General features: G+C 69.2%; 16 protein-coding genes. 6 read left to right on the forward strand and 10 right to left on the reverse strand.

Translation table 11 applies throughout. From position 1 onward, the window contains the following. Positions 1-231: 231 nt before the first annotated feature. Entirely contained in the window at positions 232-1,284 is a 1,053-nt protein-coding gene (gene tsaD / locus J0670_RS12515) for a tRNA (adenosine(37)-N6)-threonylcarbamoyltransferase complex transferase subunit TsaD (protein WP_207811586.1), read from the reverse strand. Positions 1,285-1,447: 163 nt separating this feature from the next. Between tsaD and J0670_RS12520 the strand changes: the two genes are divergently transcribed. Beyond that, positions 1,448-2,050 carry a superoxide dismutase gene (locus J0670_RS12520; protein ID WP_207811587.1) on the forward strand — a complete coding sequence of 201 codons (603 nt, stop codon included), beginning with the start codon at positions 1,448-1,450 and terminating at the stop codon, positions 2,048-2,050. A gap of 242 nt (positions 2,051-2,292) precedes the next feature. Continuing rightward, positions 2,293-3,324 carry a glycosyltransferase family 2 protein gene (locus J0670_RS12525; protein ID WP_207811588.1) on the forward strand — a complete coding sequence of 344 codons (1,032 nt, stop codon included), beginning with the start codon at positions 2,293-2,295 and terminating at the stop codon, positions 3,322-3,324. 36 nt (positions 3,325-3,360) lie between these two features. Here the strand turns inward: J0670_RS12525 and J0670_RS12530 are convergent, their stop codons facing one another. The 3 genes from J0670_RS12530 to J0670_RS12540 form a co-directional block, all read right to left on the reverse strand. Beyond that, entirely contained in the window at positions 3,361-4,659 is a 1,299-nt protein-coding gene (locus J0670_RS12530) for an MFS transporter (RefSeq protein ID WP_307806495.1), read from the reverse strand. A gap of 269 nt (positions 4,660-4,928) precedes the next feature. Then, positions 4,929-6,116, reverse strand: a complete 1,188-nt coding sequence (locus tag J0670_RS12535; protein WP_207811590.1) for an XRE family transcriptional regulator — start codon at positions 6,114-6,116, stop codon at positions 4,929-4,931. Continuing rightward, complete coding sequence (locus J0670_RS12540) at positions 6,091-6,951, reverse strand: tetratricopeptide repeat protein (RefSeq protein ID WP_243436930.1); 861 nt, start codon at positions 6,949-6,951, stop codon at positions 6,091-6,093. Before J0670_RS12540 ends, J0670_RS12535 begins: the two co-directional genes overlap by 26 nt. A gap of 172 nt (positions 6,952-7,123) precedes the next feature. Here J0670_RS12540 and J0670_RS12545 point away from each other — a divergent pair, with 172 nt between their 5' ends. Then, on the forward strand, positions 7,124-7,348 hold the full coding sequence (locus tag J0670_RS12545) for a hypothetical protein (RefSeq protein ID WP_207811592.1): 225 nt from the start codon (positions 7,124-7,126) through the stop codon (positions 7,346-7,348). Between the two features lie 84 nt (positions 7,349-7,432). Here J0670_RS12545 and tgmC read toward each other — a convergent pair whose 3' ends face one another. The 3 genes from tgmC to J0670_RS12560 are packed head-to-tail and all read right to left on the reverse strand — an operon-like array spanning position 7,433 to position 9,830. Then, positions 7,433-8,632, reverse strand: coding sequence for an ATP-grasp peptide maturase system methyltransferase (tgmC, locus tag J0670_RS12550; protein WP_307806496.1), 1,200 nt, complete (start codon positions 8,630-8,632; stop codon positions 7,433-7,435). After that, positions 8,557-9,510, reverse strand: coding sequence for an ATP-grasp ribosomal peptide maturase (gene tgmB / locus J0670_RS12555; protein ID WP_207811593.1), 954 nt, complete (start codon positions 9,508-9,510; stop codon positions 8,557-8,559). The genes tgmC and tgmB overlap by 76 nt, the downstream gene beginning before the upstream one ends. An 11-nt stretch (positions 9,511-9,521) precedes the next feature. Continuing rightward, complete coding sequence (locus J0670_RS12560) at positions 9,522-9,830, reverse strand: putative ATP-grasp-modified RiPP (protein ID WP_307806497.1); 309 nt, start codon at positions 9,828-9,830, stop codon at positions 9,522-9,524. Between the two features lie 149 nt (positions 9,831-9,979). Between J0670_RS12560 and J0670_RS12565 the strand changes: the two genes are divergently transcribed. Both J0670_RS12565 and cyaB read left to right on the forward strand, forming a co-directional pair. Beyond that, the gene (locus J0670_RS12565; protein WP_207811595.1) at positions 9,980-10,831 is read left to right on the forward strand and encodes a helix-turn-helix transcriptional regulator; all 852 of its coding nucleotides are present in this window, start codon (positions 9,980-9,982) and stop codon (positions 10,829-10,831) included. Positions 10,832-10,844: 13 nt separating this feature from the next. Beyond that, positions 10,845-11,414, forward strand: a complete 570-nt coding sequence (gene cyaB / locus J0670_RS12570) for a class IV adenylate cyclase (protein WP_207811596.1) — start codon at positions 10,845-10,847, stop codon at positions 11,412-11,414. Positions 11,415-11,451: 37 nt separating this feature from the next. Here the strand turns inward: cyaB and J0670_RS12575 are convergent, their stop codons facing one another. Genes J0670_RS12575 through J0670_RS12585 form a run of 3 tightly spaced genes read right to left on the reverse strand, consistent with a single transcriptional unit; the run spans position 11,452 to position 13,489 of the window. Next, positions 11,452-11,925: a hypothetical protein gene (locus tag J0670_RS12575; protein WP_207811597.1), complete on the reverse strand. Its 474-nt coding sequence runs from the start codon at positions 11,923-11,925 to the stop codon at positions 11,452-11,454. A 5-nt stretch (positions 11,926-11,930) separates the two neighbouring features. Further along, a complete protein-coding gene (locus J0670_RS12580; protein ID WP_207811598.1) occupies positions 11,931-13,166 on the reverse strand; it encodes a helix-turn-helix transcriptional regulator in 1,236 nt (411 codons plus the stop codon). Continuing rightward, positions 13,163-13,489: a putative quinol monooxygenase gene (locus tag J0670_RS12585; protein WP_207811599.1), complete on the reverse strand. Its 327-nt coding sequence runs from the start codon at positions 13,487-13,489 to the stop codon at positions 13,163-13,165. The genes J0670_RS12580 and J0670_RS12585 overlap by 4 nt, the downstream gene beginning before the upstream one ends. A gap of 201 nt (positions 13,490-13,690) precedes the next feature. On the opposite strand from J0670_RS12585, the gene J0670_RS12590 reads away from it, so the two are divergent. Then, a partial coding sequence (locus tag J0670_RS12590) for an ATP-binding protein (protein ID WP_243436932.1) occupies positions 13,691-13,996 on the forward strand: 306 nt, incomplete at its 3' end.

Consider the following 13,996-nt stretch of genomic DNA (forward strand, 5'->3'; position numbering starts at 1 on the left):
TTCGCTATCCGGGAGGGACGCATGGGGTGGGGGCCTCCAGGGCCGTGAGGGTGGCCGTGCGTGTTGGGGCGCACGGACGGGCCTGATGTGTGACATGTAAAATGGCACACTTGGTGAGGTAAAAGGAAGACCCTGGACCGGAGTTCCGACGCGGCGAGACCGAACCGTTGCCGTGAACCGTTGCCGGGGGGCGCCGCCCGAGTGGACGGTTCGTCAGGAGGCTTCGCGTCGTCAGGCGGCCTTGCGGGCAACCGGGGCCAGCGCCGCGTACTCCAGCGGCGCCGACGGGTCCACCGACAGGTCCGCCGGAGCGGGCTCGGCCCCCGACCGGACCAACAGGTCGCCGATCGCCGCCACCATCGCGCCGTTGTCGGTGCACAGCCGCAGCGGCGGCACCCGCAGGGTGATCCCGGCGGCCGCGCACCGCCGCTCGGCCAGCGCCCGCACCCGGGAGTTGGCCGCCACCCCGCCGACCACCACCAGCGTGCCGATCCCGTGGTCGGTGCAGGCCCGCACCGCCTTGCGGGTCAGCACGTCCGCGACCGCCTCCTGCAACGCGGCCGCCGCGTCGGGGACGTACGGCTCGTGTTGCGCCTCGACCCAGCGGGCGGCGGCGGTCTTCAGGCCGGAGAAGGAGAAGGCGTACGGGTCGTCCCGGGGGCCGGTCAGCGGGCGCGGCAGGCGGACGGCCGTCGGGTCGCCCTCGCGGGCGGCGCGGTCGACGGCCGGGCCGCCGGGGTAGGGGAGGCCCAGGATCCGGGCGACCTTGTCGAAGCACTCGCCGGCCGCGTCGTCCAGGGTGTCGCCGAGATGGACGATCCGGTCCCGCGCGAGGTCGCGGACGAGCAGCAGCGAGGTGTGCCCGCCGGAGACGATGAGGACGACGCACGGGTCCGGCAGCGGGCCGCCGTCGAGGGCCGCGGCGGCGACGTGCCCGGCGAGGTGGTGCACCCCGTACAGCGGGACGCCGAGCGAGAAGGCGTACCCCTTGGCGGCGGCCACGCCGACCTGGAGGGCGCCGGACAGTCCCGGACCGGTCGTCACCGCGACGGCGCCGACGTCCCCCAGCGTCAGCCCGGCCCGGTCCAGCGCCTCCCGGACCACCGGCGCCATCGCGTGGACGTGCGCCCGGGCCGCGATCTCGGGCACCACCCCGCCGTAGCGGGCGTGCTCGTCCATGCTCGACGCGACCGCCTGCCCGAGCAGGACGCCGCCCCGGACCAGGCCCGCGCCGGTCTCGTCGCAGGAGGACTCGATCCCCAGCACCACCGGCGACTGCGTCATGGTCACTCACCCTCATCGGTCATTACACGGCCTGGCGACCATTGTGCCCGACGAGACGTGAGGAATAAGCAGGAGCCCATGCTTCGTTCCTGCAACCCATACGCAATAGTGTTGTCCCGGCACGATCGTCATCGTTCAACCCGCTGAAAGGGGCCGTGTCCTGATGGACACCTACTCGCTTCCCGACCTGCCGTACGACTACTCCGCGCTGGAGCGGGCGATGTCGGCCGAGATCCTGGAGCTGCACCACTCCAAGCACCACGCCGCCTACGTCAAGGGCGCCAACGACACCCTGGAGCAGCTGGCCGAGGCCCGCGACAAGGAGCAGTTCGGCGGCCTCGTCGGCCTGCAGAAGACCTTCGCCTTCCACCTGTCGGGCCACGTCCTGCACTCGCTGTTCTGGCAGAACCTGTCGCCCGAGGGCGGCGACCGCCCCGAGGGCGAGCTGGCCGACGCGATCACCGAGCACTTCGGCAGCTTCGACGCCTTCAAGAAGCAGCTCACCAACGCCACCACCGGCGTCCAGGGCTCCGGTTGGGGCATCCTCTCCTGGGAGCCGCTCGGTCAGCGCCTGATCGTCGAGCAGGTCTACGACCACCACGGCAACGTCGGCCAGGGCACCACCCCGCTGCTGGCCTTCGACGCCTGGGAGCACGCCTACTACCTCCAGTACCGCAACGTCCGCCCGGACTACGTCACCCGTCTGTGGGACGTCGTCAACTGGCAGGACGTGTCGGCCCGTTTCGCGGCCGTGAAGAGCGCCTGACCCGATTCAGGTAGCCGGAGGGCCCCGGACCGGTCGGGCGGTCCGGGGTCCTCCCCTTTCACCCCAAGGGGCTTTTTGCGCGGGTTCGTTGACGTTGGACACGACTGATGCACCGATCCACAGGCCCGAATCAACCCGTTGTTCGCCCAAGGGCGGCGCACGGTCCGTATGCTCGGGCCACCGCCGGTGCCCGGTGGTCGACGGCCACCCGGCCAGTCCGCTCCTGAGCGAAAGGCCGTGCGATGGCCCCGCGTCTCTCCCTCGTAGTCCCGATCTACAACGTCGAGCGCTACCTCGGGGAGTGTCTGGACTCGATCGCGGCCCAGACCTTCGAGGACTTCGAGTGCGTGATGGTCGACGACGGCTCGACCGACGACGGCCCCGTCATCGCCAAGGCCCACGCCGCCCGGGACCCGCGCTTCCGCCTCGTCCAGCAGGAGAACAAGGGCCTCGGCGCCGCCCGCAACACCGGCTGGCGCCACCTCACCCCCGGCACCGAGTACCTGGCCTTCGTGGACAGCGACGACACCCTGCCGCCGCACGCGTACGAGCTGATGATCCGCACGCTGGACGAGACCGGATCCGACTTCGCCGCCGGCAACGCGATGCGCCTGCGCACCACCGGCCTCACCCCCTCGCACGCCCACCGCCGCCCGTTCCGCGAGACCCGGCTGCGCACCCACGTCAGCGAACTGCCCGCCCTGGTCACCGACCGCACCGCCTGGAACAAGGTCTACCGGCGCTCCTTCTTCGACGCCGCGGACATCCGCTACCCCGAGGGCATCCTGTACGAGGACGCCCCGGTCAGCGTGCCCCACCACTTCCTCGCCGAGCGGGTCGACGTGCTCGCCGACCCGATCTACCACTGGCGGGTCCGCGAGGGCGGCGACCTGTCCATCACCCAGAAGAAGACCGACCCGCGCGGCCTGATCGACCGGGTCCGCTCGATGGAACTCGTCCGCGAGTGGCTGATCGCCCGCCCCGAACCCGAGTTCGCCGTGCACCTGCGCGCCTACGACCTGAACTGCCTGGTCGAGGAGATCCCGATGTTCTTCTGGTCCATCCCCGACGGCGACCGCGCCTACTGGGAGGTCTACCAGCGGCACGTCAGCCGCCTCCTCCACGCCATCGGCCCCGACCGCCTGGCCGCCCTCAACCCCCAACTGCGCCTCAAGTACCGCCTGACCCTGGGCGACCACATGAACCGCTTCATCGCGGTCCAACGCCTCCACCGCGTCGTCCGCCGCACCCGCCAGGCCGCCGTCCGCCGCTGAGCCCGGACTTTCACACTCCCGGCGACTCGTCGACGCTCACAGAAGGTCCCGCATGCGGCGGACCGGGCCGGCCAGGAGGACGGCCGGGCTCGCCACGCCCGCCACGGCGAGCAGCAACAGAGCCGTGCGGAGACCGAAGGCCGAGGCGACGGCGCCGGCGACGAGGGCGCCGACCGGGACGGCACCCCAGGAGACGAACCGCACGGTGGCCGTCACCCGGGAGAGCAGCTCCGGAGGGGTCCGCGTCTGACGGTACGTGCGGGCGACGATGGAGATGACCACGACGCCGCCGGAGAAGCCGGCGTTGCCGACGGCGAAGAGCAGCGTGGCCCAGCCGGGCCCGGCCAGGGAGAGCAGGAACACGGAGGCGGTGGCGACGACCGCCGCCCAGCACAGCGCGGGGCCGCTGCCGGCCCGGGGCGCCAGGTGAGGGGTGAGGGCGGCGCCCGTGAGGCTGCCGATTCCCCCCGTGGCCATCAGGGCGCCGACCACGGCGGGTGGCGCGTCGAGGACACGGACCAGGAAGACGGGGCTGAGCGTCAGCAGCCCGCCGAACACGAAGTTCACCGCGGTGGCGGCCGCGGCGCACCGCGCGAGCACCGGATGCCGGGCGACGAACCGCCAGCCCTCGCGGATCTGCTCACGCATGCCGGGACGTCCGATGGCGTCGGCCGGGGAAGGGCGTTCGGCACGGGGCAGGCTGCTCAGCAACACGGCCGAGGCGAGGTAGCTCACCGCGTCCAGCGCCATCGCCGCCGTGCCGCCGACGAGTTGCACCAGCACGCCACCCACGGACGGCCCCGCCAGGTCGGTCGCCGCGATGCTGCCGGAGAACAGGCTGTTGCGGGCGGTGAGCTGCTCCTCGGCGACGATGGAGGGCAGGAAGGTCGAATTGCCCACGTCGAAGAGGACGTTCGCGAAGCCGACCAGCAGCGCGACCACGACCAGCTGCGGCAGGCCCAGCACCCCGAGGGCGGCCGCGAGCGGTATCGAGGCCAGGGCGGCCGCGCGGACCAGGTCCATCGCGACCTGGATGCCGCGCACCGGCAGACGCTGGACCAGGACGCCGGCCGGCAGCCCGAGCAGCAGCCAGGCGACGTAGGCGGCGCCGGTGATCAGGCTGACATCGAGCGCCGACGCGTGCAGGGTGACCACGGCGATCAGCGGCAGTGCCACCGCCGTCACCTGGTCCCCGAGCCGGCTGACCGTCGAGGCGGTCCAGTAGCGCCAGAACACCCCCGGGCCGACGCCGCCGTGGACGCCGCTGCCGCTGCTGTTTCCGCTGCCGCGAACCGCCTCCGCGGCCGTCGTCCTCCCCGCCGCTTCCGTCGTCACATCCACCCCTCCACCGGCACCCGTCCACGACCGAGTCGGCCTCCCCTGGAGACCCACTAGACCACGCGGCACACAGAAGCGGTGGACGTCGCCCGCGCGATGTCCCATGCCCCGGCTACGGCCGGAGACCCGTGAACCCTCCTCCTGACCTGGGACGACACCGGCGGCACGCCCCGGCCGAACGCACAGCGGAACGACCTCGACACCATCGGAAAGTGCTCGGCCGCGGACGCTTCCGAACTGGGGGCTCGGTGAACACTGCCAACGGGTTACCGCAACAGTGCCCCTCGATGCTTCCAGGCGAGCCGCAGGAGCGTCGCACCGGCGGGTTGCATCGGTTCTGCGGCGGTGAGGCGATCCACCTGCTCGGCAGTGAACGGAATGCCTGTTGAACGCCCTGTCGCGTCCTCCAGCACTACGCGACGGCCTTCGTCGTTCGTGGAGACGATCCGCTGGAAGGTCTCATCGAACAACTCGGCGTCGAAGACGGCCACGGTGAGCATGTCGGTGACATAGGTCAGTGGGTCCATCCCGAGGCCGAGCCAGAACACCCGCAGTCGGCCGGCCTCGCGCGCAGCGGTGAACGTCTTGTTGAGCGGCCAGGCGGCGTAGTCGATGGGCGCCTTGTCGCTGCCGTAGTCCTCGGTGTCGCCGAGCAGTTCCTCGCTCAGTTCCCGCAGGATGGAGCGCCACAGGTCGAAGTCGTTGGCCTCGTTCCACGGCGCGTCGTGCGAGGCCTGGAACATCCCGACCGGCATCACCTGGTAGAGGCCCCCGCCACTGGCCACCTTCCCGGGGTCGCGCCAGTGCAACACGAACTCGGCCTCGCCGGTTCGGCGATCGTGCCGGATCACCAGGGTGCTGGTGGCCGCCATGACGGGGCGGCGCGCGAGGTCGGTCGGATCGCCGATGGCCGTACGGAAGGGCGTGCGCCGGTCCGAACCCGCCAGGACCGCCGCTGCGTACTCGTGCGCTGCTGCCTCGCAGATGTTGATCACGTCGAAGTACTGGCCGCGCCCGAAGGTCAGTGTCGGCTCGGCGGCAGACTCGTCAACGTCGAGCAGGCGGTAGCAGCTTCGGTTCTCGAACAGCTTGGGCTTGGCGAGATCCCGAACTGCATCGGCGTAATGGTGGTAGGTCGTTCCGTCTTGCCGGTGCGGGCGGACGTGATCCAGCTCGGGTTCACCACCGTCCACTGGCGCTGAGGGCGCGTCCGGCTGCCAACGCAGCCGGACGCGCTCCAGGGGCACCGGCTGTTCCGGAATCCAGTGCCGACGCGCCAACAGAGGCGCTCCGGGGACCAGGTGGTGGGGAGCACTCTCGGCCAGGAGCCGACCGGTCAACGCGAAGCGGTGGTCGTTCAGAAAGCCTCGTACCCGCTGCCACTGTTCTCGGCTGTCCGATGGGTTCGGCTGGTCATCTGTCACCGGTTCACCCCAGTGCTGCGGCGCGCTCATCGAGTTCCTCGACGCCGAGTACGTTGCGGAGACGGTAAAGACGGGCGCGCATGTCCTCCACGGCGTCCTGGACCTTGATGGAGCGGATGCCGTCCGCGCAGTCGAGGAAGTCGTTCCACGATGTGAGGGCGCCGTCGAGGTCGTCTTGGCGGAGACGGACGGTGCCGAGGTCGGCGAGGACAATGGCGCGGGTGCGGCGTCGGTCCAGCCCGTGGATGTCGAGCGCATGGTGGAGGTGTTCCTGCGCGGCGGTGTAGTCGCCGAGTTGGGCGAGGATCACGCCGGACTCGTGGGCCCACCGGCCGATGCTGTAGTGCGAGGCCCAGGACTCGCCCGGGGTGTCGGTGGCGCGTTCGATCGCAGTTTGGGAGGCCGACAGCGCGGCGGTGGCGGTGCGGCGATCACCGTCGAGAGCTGCGGCGTTGGCGAGAGTGGCCTGGTAGTAGGCAAGGGCTCGGGGACCGTTGAGTGTCTTGGCTTGGTCGACGCATTCTTCCGCTATCCGCACGGCCGTCGGACGGAAGCCGAGATCGATCGCCTGGACGGCGAGGCCGCGGAGAGCGGTGGCGGCCAGTTCGGCGTCGCCGGCCTCGGAGGCCAGGCGGAACGAGTGGGCGTAGTACTGCTGGGCGGCGTCCTGGTTGCCCTCGTCCTGGGCCATCCACCCGGCCAGGTGGACGAGCTGAGAGGCGGCCGCGAACAACTCCCGGCCGACGGATTCGGTCCAGGTACCGTCCAGCCATGGGGCCACGTCGTCGTGGAGATATCGGACTGCGAGGTGGCGGGCGTGTCCGCCGCCCAGCTCGGCCGCCGCATCGCCGAGAGACTTCGTCATCTGACGGATGGCGGCAACCTCGCCACGGCCGACCTGAACCTTGCCGCCCGACTTGAGCCGCACGCGCCGTAGGACGGCGTCCGGGTCAGGTAGGCCCAGCGCCGCAAGCGCGTACGCGCTGGAGGCGGCCACGAACCCTCGGCGATCCACCACGTCCCTCCGGCTCAGCTCGATGGCGGAATCCACGGTATCGCCAGTTCTGGTCTCTTCCTCCCCAGTTGGCGGACTGCCAGCGCTGCCCGAGGCGTTCGACCCGTGCTGGAACCGTCTGTCCGGCATCACAGCGGACGGCAAGAAGATCACCCTCGCCCCGGAGAAGGGTTTCTTCCGGTTCGAGGTCAACCCGTGGCTCATCATCGCCTGGCAGACCGTGAAGAACGGCCTGCTGGAAGCCTGACAGCGGACGTTCGGACGCCGTGCCCCACGCACGGGTGGGGCACGGCTCACCGCTTCCCGGCTTTCGCAGTAACCGGGCTGGACGTCAGGTGGTCGTCCACCCGATCGTCTGTGCCTGCGGCGTGACGGTGATCTGGAAGCGCTCCAGCGGTGGCGCTTCGTCGCCGTACCAGCGCGTGAGGTGCCTTTCGATGTCGTCCCACAGTCGGTGCGGGCCTCCCTGGCGAACCCTCCAGCCGTCGGCAGTCGGGAAGAGCACCGCCCAGGACCCGGCCGTGACGTCAAGCAGGACGTGCTCGACCCGGCCGTCGCGGTGCAGGGCGATCTTCTGGGCTTGAGGCGCGGCGATCTGGGCGACGAAACGAGCAGTCCAGTCGTCCAGCACCTCGGGCCCGTACGTGGCGCCGCGATCCTCGCCGGAGTCCAGGTCGGGCAATAGCCCGAGGGGCGGCGGCTGGTGGGGACGGGCGAACATGAACGAGATCTCGCCCCCGAGGAACGAGCCGACAGCCGTCCCGTCTTTCCGGACGGTGAGCCGGGCCAGCTCCGAGGCGTTCATCCAGCCGCCCACAGTGGCCAGGATCACGCCACCGGGCTTGGTTTGCTCGATCCACTGTGCTGGGATGGTGCGCACTCCGCAGGTGGCGATCACACGGTCGTACGGTGCATCGGCGCGGTGGCCTGCCAGTCCATCGCCGACGACGAGGTTCGGCCAGTAACCGAGTCCGCCGAGAGCGGCTGCGGCCCGCCCGGAGACGTCCGCGTCGACCTCGACGGAGGTCACCTGCTCGTCGCCGAGGACGTGTGTCAGCAGGGCGGTGGAGTAGCCAGTGCCGGTGCCCACTTCGAGCACCGACATGCCCGCCGACACCCGGAGGTCTTCGAGCATGCGGACCACGAGGCCCGGCATGGTCGATGAGGAAGTCGGCGGGAGCAGCAGGCGCCCGTCCAGCTGGAACGGAAAGACCACACCGCCGAGTTGAGTCACCAGGCTGTCGTCCTCGTACACCCGCCGGATCAGCTCCGGCGAGGCGTCGAGCGAGGCGGGCCGGTACCGGCCGCCGCCGTCGTGCTCGAACCATCCACCCGCGAGGAACGCCTCACGCGGGACGGCCAGCATCGCGGCTTCCCACTCGGGGCTGCGGATCGTCCCCTGCCGCTGAAGCTGGGCGACGAGCCCCGCCCGAAGGGCCTCGGACGTCATGTCGGTCACGCGGGTTCTCCGTTCTCCAGAAGGTCGGCAATCGCGGTCGTGATGGGAAGCTGTGCCGCGTGTTCGAGCCACGCCCACTGGCCGTTGGGGTTGCACTCCAGAAACCACCACTCGTTCTCGGTGGTCACCGCGAAGTCGAACGCGCCGAAATTCAGACCGAATTCGCGACGGTAGAGCAGTAGGGCCGCCCGGATCGGCTCGGGGCATTCGACCGCTTCGTAGGTCAGGGCGCGGTACTCGCTGCGCCAGTCCACCACGCCTTCCGGGGCCTTGATCAGAGCACAGAACACCCGATCACCCACGACCACTGCCCGGACGTCTCCTACCTTCGGCACTTGTGCCTGGAAGAGGTGTGGGCAATCAATCAGCCGATCATCGATGCTCGCGGGGTCCACCACCGCTGCCCAGATGCCCGCAGGCTCACCTTCGACGTGATACGGGCCGGCATGCAGCGGCTTGTAGATGGTCGGTTGCCCAGACGCGAACGATCTCGCCACAGTGGGATCGTTGGTGATCAGGGTCTCGGGCACCCGCAGTCCGAGTCCGGCGGCGATGGTGAGTTGTTCCGGCTTGTACTCGGCTCGGGCGATGGCCTGCGGATGGCTCAGGTAGAGGCAGCCCGGCAGTGCCGCGAGCACGCCACCGAGGCCCCGGCGCGTTTCGTGTGCCGCGAATCGCTCGGCCTGGTCGCCGCTGCCCGGGAGATAGGGACTCGGGCGGCGGTGGTAGAGCGCACGCACCTCGTGGAGACCGACGGCGCGGTCACCGGCGCGAAGCGTGCCACTCAGCCCGTCGGTGCCGAGTCGGGCCGCGAGGGCGACGGGGCCGGGAAGGTCCTTGCCGGGGTCCAGCCGCAGAACGGGCACCCGGCGCCGGTTCAGCTCCGCGATGACGAGATCGGCCGTCGGGTCCTCGTATTCGGTGGAGACCAGCACCGGGCGTCCGTCCATGGCCCTACTCCTCAGTCCTGCGACGCGTCGTGGCCGGAGTCGCCGTCCACCTTGCCGTCCTTGCCCTGCTGGGTGGGCGGGTAGGTGTTCACAGAGGTGCCGTGCTTGCCGAGTTCGACGGGGGACATCTGCCCGTCCTCGCCGGCCCATCGGCCGGTCTGCGTCCTCGGGTCCAAGCCCACGTACTGCCACCGCGACGGCTCGCCGTTACGCAGGGGCACCAAGCGCGCGAAGTCCCACGGGGCAATGGGGCGGAGATTGGTAGTGGAGCTCAACTTGACTCCCATGTTTTGTCGTTGAACGAATCGGATGGACAACATGCCTCGGTCTGCCTCGCTCGTTCTCGTGGCGTTGGAGTTGGCGGCGAAGCGGGGCCAGTAACATCCAGAGTTGTGTGACTGACCGTCAATGCCAATATACAGACGGTGATCTCGCTGTGGGATGGATCGACCGACAAGGGACGCGCCTCGTGGGTACCGCACTCGAACCGATCAGACTGACTGACCTCGCCTGGCAGAACGAGGAGGTGCGCCGTGCGCTGAGGGGCCGCGATGTGGCCGCCATCTTCCGGTACGTGCAGCATCACAGCGGAGCCAGCCAGGCCCGGTTGGCTGTGCAGGTGGGGATGACCCAAGGCCGCGTGAACGAGATCATCAACGGGCGTCGGCTCATCACGAAGCTGGACGTCTTCGAGCGCATTGCGGACGGGCTGAACCTCCCCGACGATGCGCGACGTCTGATCGGGCTGGCGCCGCGCTCGGACGGCCGACGCGCGCCCGGATCCGCCTTCTACTTGGCGGCGTTCCCTGAGATCGTGCGTGTCTACAGCGACCAGGCGGCGGCCGCCGTCGAGATCCAGCGAGCGGCAAGGTCGGCATCCGAGCTGGACGTCCTCGCCGTGCGCGGCCTCGGTCTCCTCGGCTTGCGTGACTCGCTGTTGCGCCGGCACATGGATCGTGACGGGGATCCCGCCCCGCGCCTACGGGTGCTGCTCCTCGACCCGGATTCTCCGGCGGCGCAGCGGCGTGCCGCCGAGATCGGGGAATCCGCCGAATCGATCGCGGGTGGTATCCGGCTGGCGAAGGCCAGGCTACGGGAGCTTGCCGAGTGCGGTCACGTCGAGGTCTATCAGTACAGCACGGTGCCAGTGTGGCGGATCATCAGGCTGGACCGGACCCTCTATGTCGGGGCTTTCGATGCGGATTGGGAGGGGCATGAGTCGGCAACCTATAAGGTGCTGCCCACCCCGCACGGCCCCCTCTATCGGGGCTGGCTCCGGCAATTCGAGGTCATGGTGGACAGCGCTGAGCGCGTGATCTGACGGAGGGAACAGGATGGCGATCGAAGCGGAGCTCAAGGCTGTCGTGCGCGACCCGGAAGGCGTGCTCAAGCAGTTGGAGGACCGTCACGGCGTCGGCCGCGCCGAGGTCTACCGGGACACCTATTACGACGCGCCGGACGGCAGCCTGATGGGCGCCGACCGTGAGCTGCGGATCCGCACGGTGCACAGCTCTGACGACACGCGCACGGTCCTCACCTACAAGGGCGCCCGGGTGGACGAGGCCTCCGGCTCGAAGCCGGAGGCCGAGACGAGGGTCGAGGATGCCGAGGCCGTGCACGAGATCGTTCGAGGCCTGGGCTTCACCCCGCGCATCGCGTTCGAGAAACGGTGCCGCAACTACAGCTTCCGGCGCGATGGGCGGACCCTGCTTGCCACACTCGTTCGCGTCCCCGAGCTGGACGATGCCACGTTCATCGAGGTCGAGACGGAGGCTGCCACGGAGATCGATCTCGCGTCGGCTCTCACCCTGGTGAGGACAGTGCTGAACGAACTCGGCATCGGAGAAGATGACTTGACCACCGAGCTGTACACCGATGCGGTCGCGGCGGCGCGCCCGGCTTGACGGTGCGGTTGAGCGCGCCTGACGGTGCCTGCCGGGGCTACCGGCGCGCCCCCTGGGGCCACAGCACGTCGACCGGGACGCCGTGTTGCCGGGCGTACGTGACGACGTCTGCCGTCCCGCCGAAGCCGCGGGCCGGCAGGCCGTCCCAGACGGCGAGGAGTCGGTCGACCTGCTGGACCAGGAGTTCGCTGCCCGCCATGTGTGAGGCTTCGGTGGACTCCACGTGCCCAGTCCGGTGGATGGCGGTGGCGGAGCCCAACAGTCGGTCGTAGGACGGGTGGTGCCACTCCGGCAGGCCGTCTCGGTACCGATCCGCCGGGATGACGACCTCCAGCCGGGCGCCCTGGGCGAGCCCGATCGTCGCCAGCCACGAGTCCGGCCCGTCCGCGATGCAGGACACGACGGTGAGGTAGGTCGGATCCTCGCCTGCAAGAGCGCTTTCGAGCAGCCGTCGCACCTGCACCTCGATGACGGCCGTCAGCCCCCGATGCCCCGTGATCCCGATGCGCACCCTCATCACCCCGTGGCGTTTGCGCGTTTGGCCAACTTCACCAGCTCCGATGGTGCGCTCCGGCCCGCGACGAGGATGAGTTCGCGGATCGTCGCGCGAGCTGCTACGTGTGTTCGGATGCTCTCTGGCGCCAGCTCTTCGGCCTGGAGCAGGCAGTCGATGGCCTCTCCGACGTGGCGCCTTTGGGCGTGAGCTCTTCCGAGGTCGATCAGAAGCCTGGATCTCCGTTCCGGAGACAGATGTTCAGCGTTGATTCGCTGGCCCAGGTCCAGGGCCTCACCGGCATCGCCGAGGTCGATCGCTGTCGAGACGGCCTGAATCTCGACATTCGTCGGGCCGAATTCGAGGTTGAAATCGTTGCGGTCCTCCCCGAGTTGTGCGGCGACCTCTCGGGCGTTGGCGATCTCCTTCCGCGCCTGCTCGCGCTGGCCGCCGCGGGCGGCGGCCAGCGCGAGAACCAGATGGAGGGACCCGAGGACTGACAGCGTCTCCGGTGTCGGATTGGTCGCCGACATGTGCGTTCGCAGGGCGGTTACGGCACCTCCGGCTGTGTGATCCGCCTGATCAAGCCGCCGTAGCCGGACAAACACATGGGCGAGTCGGTAGATGCTGGCGAAGACGTGTAGCGGTTGACCGGATTGCTCAGCGGCTCGGATAGCCCGATCGGCGGCCACCCATGCCGCGTCGGCCTCGTCTTGGCGGACGAAGGCCGCTGCGACCGCCTGATAGGCCTGGCTGAGGAGCAGATGGATCTCGTAGGTTCCGCCACCAGTGGTGCGCGCGGCCCGTTCCAACCGCGGTAGGACCTCGGTGATGGTCAGGCTCAGTTCTGCGAACCGTGCGTCGTGGGTCAGTTGCCAGAGCTGTTCGACGTCCGCAGCCAGCTGGGCCAAGTCGGGAGCGCCTTCCCGTGGCCGATCGGCGAGCAGGGCATCGAGGGCGGGATGCCCTGAGAGTGAAAGTCTGGCCAGATCAAGGTCGTTGGACTGATCCGAGGGTGCGGATTCTGGGCCGGTCGAACCCGGCGCGTCTGGCCGAAGAGCCTGGATCGAAACGCCGAGACCGCTTGCCAGTAGCTGGAGCACGTCGAGGCGGACCACAGGCTGGACACCCCGTTCGACCTGCGAGACCCAACTGGCGGTTCGATTGATGGCTGCCGCGAGTTGATCCTGGCTCATGCCGCGGCCCTTGCGGAGCTGGGCGACGCGAGCGCCGAAGGCCCGCCGCTCTTCCGGACTCATTGGGCCGCCTGGTCGGCGGACGTTCCCTTACCGGAGACCTCGTTCAGGAACGTGACCTCGAACGATTCGAGGTACTGGCCACGTTCGGCCAGGAACCGGCGGACGTGAGGCTGGCGTTCGTGCTCGTCGAACGCCTCGCGGTCCGCGTACAGCTCGTAGAAGATTCGAACGTTTGGCTCGTCCGGCACCACGTGGTTGACGTAAACGAGAGTTCCGGGCTCCTTGGAGCGGATCCCTTCGAGCGCCTCTTCTACCAGTTCGTCGAACGCGCGAGCAGCTGCCGCGTCGCGAGCGACGAAGCGCACAACAAGGCCGAATCCCATGGTTCTCCCCTTCCTGGATTGCATGAGTCTCGCACGACTCGGTGAAGAACTGCGAGTAGTAGGGATTCTTGACTCGCAGAGTTTCTGTGACTACATTCAGTGCTGTCATCGTGGCAGAGAGTCGCGATTGGCATCCCTTTCGCTGCCGCTCGTCGGCGGCCACCGCCCATCTGTAGTGATGGAGGAGCAATGGGGTGGAACATGATCGTCAGCCCGCTCAACACCGCTCGATTCCCGGTTCCGCTGGAGTCGGGTGTGCCGTCGGGAGTCGATGGCGTGCCGGCGGCAAGACGGCTGGTGGTGGCGATTCTGCGGGACTGGGGGGTGGCGCTCTCGGGCGACGGGCTCCAGGAAGTCGAGCTGTGTGTGAGCGAGTTGATCGCGAATGCGCTGGTGCACACGGGGGAGCGCTGCGTCGTCACCGTGCGGTGGACTGTTGGTCGGGTGCGGGTGGAGGTTGCCGACCGGTGTTCGGAGCTGCCCGCTCGGGGGTGCGATGACGAATCG

Origin of the sequence: Streptomyces sp. FH025, from assembly GCF_017427025.1 — a bacterium.
In the GTDB taxonomy this organism is placed as follows: domain Bacteria; phylum Actinomycetota; class Actinomycetes; order Streptomycetales; family Streptomycetaceae; genus Kitasatospora.

Excerpts from the sequence above, each read along its gene's own strand:
- J0670_RS12525 (WP_207811588.1), top strand. The coding sequence starts at position 2,293 with ATGGCCCCGCGTCTCTCCCTCGTAGTCCCGATCTACAACGTCGAGCGC.
- J0670_RS12585 (WP_207811599.1), bottom strand. The coding sequence starts at position 13,489 with ATGGGATTCGGCCTTGTTGTGCGCTTCGTCGCTCGCGACGCGGCAGCT.
- cyaB (WP_207811596.1), top strand. The coding sequence starts at position 10,845 with ATGGCGATCGAAGCGGAGCTCAAGGCTGTCGTGCGCGACCCGGAAGGC.
- tgmB (WP_207811593.1), bottom strand. The coding sequence starts at position 9,510 with ATGGACGGACGCCCGGTGCTGGTCTCCACCGAATACGAGGACCCGACG.
- J0670_RS12580 (WP_207811598.1), bottom strand. The coding sequence starts at position 13,166 with ATGAGTCCGGAAGAGCGGCGGGCCTTCGGCGCTCGCGTCGCCCAGCTC.
- J0670_RS12560 (WP_307806497.1), bottom strand. The coding sequence starts at position 9,830 with ATGTTGTCCATCCGATTCGTTCAACGACAAAACATGGGAGTCAAGTTG.
- J0670_RS12520 (WP_207811587.1), top strand. The coding sequence starts at position 1,448 with ATGGACACCTACTCGCTTCCCGACCTGCCGTACGACTACTCCGCGCTG.
- J0670_RS12540 (WP_243436930.1), bottom strand. The coding sequence starts at position 6,951 with ATGACGAAGTCTCTCGGCGATGCGGCGGCCGAGCTGGGCGGCGGACAC.
- tsaD (WP_207811586.1), bottom strand. The coding sequence starts at position 1,284 with ATGACGCAGTCGCCGGTGGTGCTGGGGATCGAGTCCTCCTGCGACGAG.
- J0670_RS12535 (WP_207811590.1), bottom strand. The coding sequence starts at position 6,116 with ATGAGCGCGCCGCAGCACTGGGGTGAACCGGTGACAGATGACCAGCCG.
- J0670_RS12545 (WP_207811592.1), top strand. The coding sequence starts at position 7,124 with ATGGCGGAATCCACGGTATCGCCAGTTCTGGTCTCTTCCTCCCCAGTT.